Raw genomic sequence first — 9,508 nt, forward strand, 5'->3', positions numbered from 1 at the left:
CCGCGCACTACGGCGGCTCCACCGCCCGTTCGGGCGGCGGCGTATGGATCCCGAACAATGAGGTCCTGGCCCGTGCCGGGGTCGAGGACACCAGGGAAGCCGCGCGGACCTACCTGCACGCGATCATCGGCGACGTTGTCGAACCCGAGCGGATCGACACCTACCTGGACCGTGCCCCGGAGATGCTGTCGTTCGTGCTGGAGAACGCACCGGTGAAGATGTTCTGGGTACCGGGCTACTCGGACTACTACCCGGAGGCGCCGGGAGGCCGCGCCGGGGGGCGCTCGATCGAGCCGAAACCATTCAACGCCAAAAAACTCGGTGCCGACCTGCCGGGACTGGAACCGCCCTATGGCAAGGTGCCGCTCAACGTCGTCGTGTTGCAACAGGACTACGTCCGGCTCAACCAACTCAAACGCCATCCGCGGGGCGTGTTGCGCGGCGTGAAGGTTGGCGCACGCACCATGTGGGCCAAGGCAACCGGCAAGAACCTGGTCGGCATGGGGCGCGCACTGATCGCCCCGTTACGGATCGGACTGCGCAATGCCGGCGTCCCGGTGCAACTGGGCACCGCGCTGACCGACCTCTACGTCGAAGGCGGCGCGGTGCGCGGTGTCTACGTGAGCAACAGCGACACACCGGAGATCGGCGAGCCGGCGGTTATCAGGGCGCGGCGCGGCGTCATCCTGGCCTGCGGCGGATTCGAGCGCAACGAACAGATGCGGGTCAAGTACCAGCGCCCTCCGATCAATGCCGACTGGACTGTCGGCGCTGCCGCCAACACCGGCGACGGCATTGTCGCCGCCGAGAAGCTGGGCGCTGCTTTGGATCTGATGGAAGACGCGTGGTGGGGGCCGAGCATCCCACTGCCGAACGGGCCATGGTTCGCCCTCTCGGAACGCAACGCGCCGGGCTCGATCATCGTCAATGCCGCCGGACAGCGCTATATGAACGAAGCCAGCCCCTATGTGGAGGCAACGCATCGAATGTATGGCGGCAAGTGGGGTCAGGGCTCCGGGCCCGGTGAGAACCTGCCGTCCTGGATGATCATGGACCAGCAGTGCCGCGATCGCTATCTGTTCGCCGGACTGCCGGGCGGCCAACGTATCCCGGGCAAGTGGCTCGACTCCGGCGCTGTCGTGGTCGCCGACACCATCGCCGAACTGGCCGACGAAATCGGCGTCGACGGTGCCGGGCTGCAACGCACGGTGCACCGCTTCAACGGATTCGCACGGTCGGGCATCGACGAGGACTTCCGTCGCGGAGAAAGCGCCTACGACAAGTACTACAGCGACCCGACCAACAAGCCCAACCCGAGCCTGGGTGAACTGATTCATCCGCCGTACTACGGCGTCAAGATGGTGCCGGGTGATCTGGGTACCAAGGGCGGGATCCGAACCGATGTGCACGGCCGGGCATTGCGCGACGACGGCAGCGTCATCGACGGCCTGTATGCCGCCGGTAACGTCAGCGCCCCGGTGATGGGCCACACCTATCCCGGGCCCGGCGGCACTATTGGCCCGGCAATGACTTTCGGCTACCTGGCCGCACTGCACATCGCTCAATCAGCGGCCGGGGGGGCCTGACATGCCGATCGATGTCGACGTTGCGCTGGGCGCCGAGCTGGAGCCGGTTGAATTCTCCTGGACTGCAAGCAATGTCCAGCTCTACCACCTTGCTCTGGGGGCTGGCGCAGACGCGACGAACCGGCGCGAGCTGCGGTACCTTCTCGACCACGCCCCGCAGGTGTTGCCGACGTTCGGCTGTGTCGCGGCGTCGTTCAACGAGGTCGAACCGCCCAAGGTCAACTGGCCGGGGGTCGAAATCGACCTGGCCAAGGTGCTGCACGCATCAGAGCGGGTCAGCGTACCGGCGCCACTGCCGCCGTCCGGCAGCGCGCGAGCCGTCAGCCGGATAGTGGAAGTCTGGGACAAGGGCACAGCCGCGCTGGTTGTGCTCGAGACCTCGGTGACCGGAACCGACGGCACACCGCTGTGGACGCAGCGCCGCTGCGTCTTCGCCCGCGGCGAAGGCGGGTTCGGCGGCGAGCGTGGGCCATCCACGTCGGCCGTTGCACCCGACCGGGCGCCGGATTTTGAGGTGAACATCCCGGTGCTACCGCAGCAGGCACTGCTGTACCGGCTGTGCGGGGACCGCAACCCGCTCCACTCCGACCCGGAATTCGCTTCCGCCGCAGGCTTTCCCAATCCGATCCTGCACGGCCTGTGTACTTACGGTATGACATGCAAGGCGATCGTCGATACCCTGCTCGACGGCGACGTCGCCGCCGTCAGGTCATACGGAGCCCGGTTCGCCGGCGTGGTGTTCCCCGGCGAGACGCTGCGGGCTGCGGTCTGGAAAGGCGACGGTCGTTTCCAGGGCATCGTGCTGGCACCCGCCCGTGACGACGCTCCCGTGCTATCCGGGGTGGAGTTGATCCCGGCCTAACTGGCCTAACTGCCGGCTGAGCCCTGCCGGATCGAGACGGTGCCGTATGCATGTCGCAATCCTGGTGTGATGAACGCTGATCAGGATGTACGTGGAAACTGACCAGCTACCCGTCGTTGATCATCGGAGCCTGCATGCGGTTGACGATAATCGGCGCTCTCAGCACTGTTCTGATCGCCGGAGCATTCGTTGCCGGGCCGGCGCTCGCCGCGGCGGCACCCGTCAGTCGCCAGGTGAGCCTGACCGGGCCAGGGTTCACGGTGCAGTTCACCCAGGCTCCGTTTGCGATGCAGGTGCTGAACTCGGCAGGTCAGACGGTGCTGGCACAGGTGCCCGACACGAGTTGGCCAGAGTTGGCGGCCGACGTCGCCGCTTTGCCTTTGGGGACAAACCCGTCGGTTTTGCTGCTCCCGCAGCGCTATGCGCCGTTCACGTTCACCGTGGGTCCGCAGTACACTGCCGCGTTTCCCGCAACTTTGTGGGAGGGCAACTTACTCGTGGCGGCGAACGGTGGGTGCCAGTACGCGGCCACCGGTGTGCGTTCGGTGCGTCACGTACAAAACGGACTGGAACTGACACTAACCACCGACGACCCGTCGAATCGCACCCTGGCGTTGAAACTCACCACGTATCCCGGCCGGTTGAACGTGTCGGTCACCCCCAGCAGCACTGAGGGCATCGGCGCCATGGGGGACAGCTTCATCTCCAATGGCAGTGAGCATTTCGCTGGGTTCGGCGGCGTGCACAGTGGTCTGGACCAGCACGGGGCACGCTTTCCGAACTACGTCCAGGAGGAGAACATAGACCTCGGCCCCTTTCAACCACTGTTCACCATTACCCAGGGTAGGCACTATCTGTTCCCGAACGGTCCGCAGGCCGCCTACTACGTCCAGCCACAGTTCGCCTCCTCCCACGGCTACGGTTTCTTGTTGGACCAAGCCGAGCTCGCCGAGTGGCATCTGGACTCGTTCCCCCGCCCCAACGCCTGGCAGGTCAACGTCGCGGCCAATCACCTGAACTACGAGGTCGCGGTCGGTGATCCCGGGCAGGCCATCGGCACGTTCACCGCGGTCACCGGCCGCCAACGTGTCCCCCCGGCGTGGGCGTTGGGTGCCGAGTTAGACCGAGTCAACCCGGTCATTGGAAGACTCAGCGCCGAGGGCTACGCGGCGATCGTCCGCAGCGACTTGGCGAGGATCGTCGCCGACAACTTGCCGATCACCGCCTACCGCATCGAGGCCTGGCACATCCTGACCCCGACCGTTCTCCAGCAACTGATCAGCGACTTCGGCGCTCACGGCATTCACGTGCTGCTCTACATCAATGGCGGCTTCCTCAGCGATTATGCGTCGGGCGGCACCGATGATCCGGCGCAGTACCAATACGCTGTGGCACATAACCTTGTCGCGACGAAAGCGAATGGCCAGCCATACATATTCAGATCACCACTGTCGCATCCTGGCGCGGTGATCGACTTCACCAACCCGGTCGCCACGGCGTACTACCAAAGCATCGTGACCGCGGCATTGGAGACCGGGGCGGACGGGTTCATGAGCGACTTCGGCGAACAGGTCCTACCCGATATGCATTTCGCCAACGGCCAAACCGGGACCACCATGCACAACATGTTCCCGGTGTTGTACCAACAAGCAACCCGGGAGGCGGTTAACGCCTTCGAACAAGCACACCCCGACCGACACATCTGGTACTACAACCGCTCCGGCTATACCGGATCCCCCGGATATGAGGCCAGCAACTTCCCCGGCGATGAAACCAGCGACTACTCCCCGGCTTCCGGCCTGGCATCGCTTGCCTCGGACATGCTCAACCGCGGACTGGCCGGCGCCTATGGCTACAGCACCGACATCGGCGGCTACGTCGACGAACTCACCGGCCCCACCACTAACGACCTGTTCCTTCGGTGGGCGCAGTGGGCTGCGTTGTCGCCGATCTTTCGTCTACACAACGATGGATTCACCGGGACCAAGATGCCTTGGGATTTCACCCAGCAGACCCTGGACACCTACCGCCAGCTCGCCGAGCTCCGCCAACGAGCCGCACCGCTGATCGCAGCCACCTGGGCCAATGCCACCAGCACCGGCACGCCTCTGATGCGTCCGGTGTGGCTGGTCGCGCCCACCGATGACCGGGCCTGGGCCGCCGACCAGGAATGGCTGCTTGGACCGGATCTCCTCGTCGCCCCGGTCGTCACCAACTGGGCCACCGAGCGATCGGTCTACATACCCCCAGGTTGCTGGAACCGACAAGACAGCACCGGAAGCTATACCGGCCCAGCCGAAATCATCATCGCCGCACCCCTGACCGACCTGCCTTATTTCGCCCGCTGCAACACCAAACCTTTCTGATCACAGGCTGAGCTGAGGTGATCCCCGGCGACGTCATGAACCGATCAACCGGGCATGGGACACCGGCATCGCAGGCCTAACACCGGCCCCATGCGTTATCACTTTTATAGTTTTATGGTGTGGTGTTGTCCACGGGACACTAGGCTGGTCCCCATCGTTCGATAAGGCACATTTGGCTTCGGCTGGCACGTGAACCCCCGGGCGACGGCTGAAACCGCCGGAACGGAGGTCGCCTCAAACTCACCCATCCACAGGTCGTGACCACATCTCCTGTCGGCCATCGAAACCCTCGTCGGCCCAACTCCGAAATCGTTAGCTGTGTTCCAGGAAGGTATAATCATGCAGCCAGTAGCTTTTCGCGCCTGCGCCACCCACCTCACAGCGGGTATCGCCATCGTCGGCGCCAGCCTCATCGCCGTCACCCCGATAGCAGCGCCCCGGCCGCGCGTCCAGGTGCCGGAGATCCAGCTCACCGCTGGCGAGGCAGACGCCGCAACAGACGTCGTCATCGACATCGTGCGGCATGGGCAAAGAGCCTCTGATAATGTCCTGCCCGCCTCGTCGACTTTTGGGCCTCCGCTCAGCTCGCTCGGCGAGGAACAGGCGCAGACGGTCGGAGAGAAACTCTTCAACGAGCTCGGCCCAGTTTCCGGGATCTGGGAGGGGCAGGGAATCAGAGTCGCGCAAACCGCGGAACCATTCGCCACGCTCGAACACATGACCCCGGTGGTCACTCCCGGGCTCAACGAGGTGGGCGGCGGCATCTACGGCAACGACCCGGTTGCCAGCCTTGGTGGCATCCTGTACGAACTGAACCTGGCGTTGTGGCCGTTAGGGTTCGATCTCTGGCCGACGGTGCCGGGCACTACTCTCCTCAACGGGGTTGCGACTGACCTCAGCTTCACCCAGGGAATCGATACGATGTACGAGGGCGCTCTGGCTAACCCGGTCATCAGCGACAACGGCGCGATCACCGCGGTGGGGTTCAACAGTGCAGTGGCGCTGACTGACTGGGTGCTGCTCAACGTCAAAAATCCCGATCTCACACTACTCACCCAGCTCACCATTGAAGGACTTAAGAACGGAAACTTGAACGGCGTCCTTCCGGACACCGGCATCATCGAAATCGAGGGCAATCCCACGAACGGTTGGACGCTGGTCAGCTGGAACGGGCACCCCGTCCCCCAGACTCCGGATTTGTTCGATCAGCTATTCGTCGACTACCGTGATCTGGTCCTGCCGCCGCAGATCGCGCTGTGGAAAGGCTTCCTGGACTTTTTGGGCGGCGGTCCGGTAGACCAGTCGATTGGGTATACGGCTGCCGCGCAAAATCTCGTCGACACAGTGGTACAGAACCTCGCCACCACCGCAGGCGATGCGGTCACGTCGCTGAGCAACCTCCTCGCATCGTTCTGATGTCGGGTGCTGGTTCGTCGAGAGCAAGGTGAGACACCGGTGGAAACCTCGGAAACCAGCATCGGCGCTGCCTCAGGTCAAGATGCCCACATGGCCGCGCGGTGCTCTGTCCCGGCTTTGCTCGTGGCCAGGGTGCGTAGTTCAGCGGTGAGGGTTTGGATCCGGCGTTGTATGGCAGCGGGGTTGATAGCAGAGTAGGTGTCGGCGAGGATCGCCTTGTCCTCGGCGCTGACGGTCGCGTCGGCCTCGACGCGGCGGTGCGGGGTAGCCGGGGTGTCGTATTTTCTCGACACCTTGGCGCCGGAGGGGACCTTCGCCACCAGCCTCTGATGGGGGTGGAAATAGTTGGTAAGCATCGACTGCAGCTTCCAGATCCTGTTGAGCAGCAGGATCTCTGCCGCGGAATCGCAGCGGTGGTAACCGACCTGGGTGCGGATGGTCTTCCAGCTTTTCGGTTCGCCGTGGCCCTTGTCATCCTTGTCATCGTGGTCACCCTTGCCACCCTGGTCAGCCTTGTCTCCCAGCGGTGACCCAGTGAAGATGACCTGACGCTTGGTGCACCAGATGAACAGACTCTCGTTGATGAACTCGCCGGCATCGTCGTTGTCAACACCGAGAATCGGGAAGGGCATAGTGATGGCGATATCATCGAGTGCGGCTAGCACGCACTTGTGCGTTGTGTTGCATACGCTGCGCCTCTCGGTCCAGCCGGTGGCGATATCGGTGACTGTCAGCGTCCAAGCGTGCCCACCGAAATCGTCACCACCATCGTGGGGGACAAGGCGGACCTCGACGAATCCCGACACTGCGTTGCCCCGTTCGGTGCAGGTACGTGCCGGGATCCGGCATTTGAGCAACCGGACCGGTGTGGCGCTGCTGCGGTGCTCGAGTTCGTGTTTCTCGCGTTCCGGCGCCAGCCGCCGGTCGATGGTGGCCGCCGACATGCCGGTCAACAGGCTCGCGGTGTCGTCATCGATATCAAGCTCACCGAACCGGCGGAGGACCGACACCAGCTCGCCGAGCACCGGAGCCAGCCGTTTGCCGGCCGGCATACCCAGCACCGACCAGCAGAACACCAGCGCCGCAATCACTTCTGGGCCGTACTTCGAGGACCGTACCGGCCCGGTCGCAACAACTGTCGGCCCACCCGCGCGGCGCAGTGCCTTACGTGCGTGATCGCGATGCCAACCGGTGGCGGCGCACAACTCGTCCAGGATTCGCCGCTTGTCCGCCTTGCAAGCTCGCCGGTAGCGGGTGGCTACCGCCCTCGTCACGCCCTTGCGTTCACTCATCGTCCTTCCGATCGCCCAGGCCTACTGCGTCGTGTCGGGATCGCTGCTTCGGCACCGTTTGGTCGACAGGCGACCAGTGTTGCGTACAACTGACCGGTCTGTCAAATCGGTTCATTGCACCTATCTTGCCAGCCGTCCGCGGAGGCGGGCGTGCACATACACCAGATCCCGACCCCGTACATCAGCTACGCAGTACCTGTCAAGATGACCTACACTGGGCGACATGCGCCTGACGACAGCGAGCTACGTCATGCTGGGAATGCTGTCGGTGGGCGCGAAATCCGGATACGAAATCCGCCGCTCGGCAGAGTTGTCGTTGAGGTACTTCTGGGCCGTCTCACCAGCCCAGATCTATACCGAGCTTGCGCGGCTGGAAGACGCCAAACTCGTCCGGGGTGTCGACAGTACCCGTGGAAAACGACCTCGCCGGACCTTCAAGTTGACGGCAGCCGGACGCAAGGCGTTGCGAACCTGGCTTCTGCAGGATGAGTTCGGCCGTCTCGAGATTCGCGACCAGTTTCTGTTGAAGCTGTTCTTCGCCGACGTGCTCGATCAGCATGAGGTACACCATCTCATCGAAGTGGCCCGCAGCCGCTCGGGTACGGCACTGCGGACGATTGAGCAGGTAGCATCGCCGGCGGCAGACAAGACTCTCGAGCGCCACGGAGCCTCCTACCCGTCGCGTGTTGCCGAGTTTTACACAGAGCTCCACCAGTTCATCCGCGACTGGTGCGATCGGTTGCAAGACGAGCTGGCGGACGAGGGCTGACGCACCGTCAGTCGCGCTGCAGGATTTCGTCGCTACCGCGCCTCAGGGCAGCAGATCAAACGGCACAGCACTGGCCACCGGTGCTACGTCAGCACCCTGCGAGGCGATCTGGGAGCTGATTTCGGTGCTCAGCGTGCTGAAATCGTCCAGCGCAGTGGTCGGGTTCAGCGCCTGTGCCACCGATTGAGCCAGCTGTGAGAGCGAGTCGACGAAGGATGCAGAACCGCTGGAGGACGCCGAGTAGCTGCCTGCGTTCATAATCGACACCGCCAGGTCGTCACGCGCGTTGAGCAAGCCGGCGGTGATACTGGTGGCCGGGTCGGTCAACGTTTCGTCGACGACCGTGCCGAAACCGCCAAGGCCGGTGACCAGATCTGTCAGCACTTGGGACCACTGACCCGACGAGATGGCGCTGTGCATTGCGTGGACGGTTTGCTCGACAACGACCTCCGACCGCAGCAATGACAAAAGTGTGGGCATCGTGACGTCGTTGACGGCTATGGACAGGTTGTCCTTGAGCGCGATCAGGCTGCCGACGGGATTGGCCACGGTGTCCTTGACGAGGGTTAACGGGTTGGGGATCAGCGCCGGGTTCAGCATCCGGTCGAATACCGACGGCACGTCCTGCGGGAGGCCGTATTGCGTGCTCTGACCGCCGAATATCTCGGCGAACATCTGCGGGCCCACCGCGGCCTTGATCTGGTCGTATTCGAGGTTGGCCCCCAACCAGGCGATGTTTTCGTTCTGGTCGTGGGTGTAGTCCCATTCGAACAGCCGTAATTGGGCATCTGCTGCATATTCCGCGGGTGTGACGGTGGGGGTGTCAGCCGGCAGATATTGCTTGACATCGGCGACGTCGACGACCTCGGTCGTTACTGGTATTGGCGCCTTCGGCACGGTCGCCAGGCCCTGAAACCGCAGCCAAATCCCGCCGTCGGCGGCACCGTTGTCATTGAGCCAGTTCGCCACCCCCGGGTTTTGGCTGCTGATGACGTAGTAGGTGTAGCCATTGGGATCGTGGAACGTATCGGCGAAGTTGAGGTTACCCGTCGCGGTCGCCGAGGGAGCGGTCTGCCCATACATGTTGGTCACCATCGCGCTTGAGTACGAAGCGTCGATGGTGGGCACCTTGACGATGAGCGCCTGATCAGGTTGAAGCGAGTAGTCACCGGCGCTAAGCCATTGGTTGTTGCCCGTCAGCAGCGGCCCCGGCATGA

At 63.5% G+C, this 9,508-nt stretch carries 6 protein-coding genes and 1 pseudogene; 5 read left to right on the forward strand and 2 right to left on the reverse strand.

The genetic code is table 11. From position 1 onward, the window contains the following. The 4 genes from kstD to AC2VON_RS02415 all read left to right on the forward strand — a co-directional run. Nucleotides 1-1,586: 3-oxosteroid 1-dehydrogenase (gene kstD, locus AC2VON_RS02400; protein WP_486951504.1), on the forward strand; the 1,586-nt coding region annotated here is incomplete at its 5' end. Between the two features lies 1 nt (nucleotide 1,587). Beyond that, the gene (locus AC2VON_RS02405) at nucleotides 1,588-2,448 is read left to right on the forward strand and encodes a MaoC family dehydratase (RefSeq protein ID WP_486951505.1); all 861 of its coding nucleotides are present in this window, start codon (nucleotides 1,588-1,590) and stop codon (nucleotides 2,446-2,448) included. Nucleotides 2,449-2,582: 134 nt separating this feature from the next. Continuing rightward, the gene (locus tag AC2VON_RS02410; protein WP_486951506.1) at nucleotides 2,583-4,814 is read left to right on the forward strand and encodes a TIM-barrel domain-containing protein; all 2,232 of its coding nucleotides are present in this window, start codon (nucleotides 2,583-2,585) and stop codon (nucleotides 4,812-4,814) included. Between the two features lie 339 nt (nucleotides 4,815-5,153). Further along, the gene (locus tag AC2VON_RS02415; protein ID WP_486951507.1) at nucleotides 5,154-6,230 is read left to right on the forward strand and encodes a phosphoglycerate mutase family protein; all 1,077 of its coding nucleotides are present in this window, start codon (nucleotides 5,154-5,156) and stop codon (nucleotides 6,228-6,230) included. A gap of 77 nt (nucleotides 6,231-6,307) precedes the next feature. Here the strand turns inward: AC2VON_RS02415 and AC2VON_RS02420 are convergent, their stop codons facing one another. Continuing rightward, nucleotides 6,308-7,522 (reverse strand): integrase, encoded by a 1,215-nt coding sequence (locus tag AC2VON_RS02420; RefSeq protein ID WP_486951508.1) that lies wholly within the window; start codon nucleotides 7,520-7,522, stop codon nucleotides 6,308-6,310. 223 nt (nucleotides 7,523-7,745) lie between these two features. Between AC2VON_RS02420 and AC2VON_RS02425 the strand changes: the two genes are divergently transcribed. Continuing rightward, a complete protein-coding gene (locus tag AC2VON_RS02425; protein ID WP_486951509.1) occupies nucleotides 7,746-8,291 on the forward strand; it encodes a PadR family transcriptional regulator in 546 nt (181 codons plus the stop codon). 42 nt (nucleotides 8,292-8,333) lie between these two features. Here AC2VON_RS02425 and AC2VON_RS02430 read toward each other — a convergent pair. Beyond that, nucleotides 8,334-9,508: pseudogene (locus AC2VON_RS02430) on the reverse strand (hypothetical protein); the annotation flags it as partial.

Source organism: Mycobacterium sp. TH-M82 (genome assembly GCF_057473605.1).

Excerpts from the sequence above, each read along its gene's own strand:
- AC2VON_RS02425 (WP_486951509.1), top strand. The coding sequence starts at position 7,746 with ATGCGCCTGACGACAGCGAGCTACGTCATGCTGGGAATGCTGTCGGTG.
- AC2VON_RS02415 (WP_486951507.1), top strand. The coding sequence starts at position 5,154 with ATGCAGCCAGTAGCTTTTCGCGCCTGCGCCACCCACCTCACAGCGGGT.
- AC2VON_RS02410 (WP_486951506.1), top strand. The coding sequence starts at position 2,583 with ATGCGGTTGACGATAATCGGCGCTCTCAGCACTGTTCTGATCGCCGGA.
- AC2VON_RS02405 (WP_486951505.1), top strand. The coding sequence starts at position 1,588 with ATGCCGATCGATGTCGACGTTGCGCTGGGCGCCGAGCTGGAGCCGGTT.
- AC2VON_RS02420 (WP_486951508.1), bottom strand. The coding sequence starts at position 7,522 with ATGAGTGAACGCAAGGGCGTGACGAGGGCGGTAGCCACCCGCTACCGG.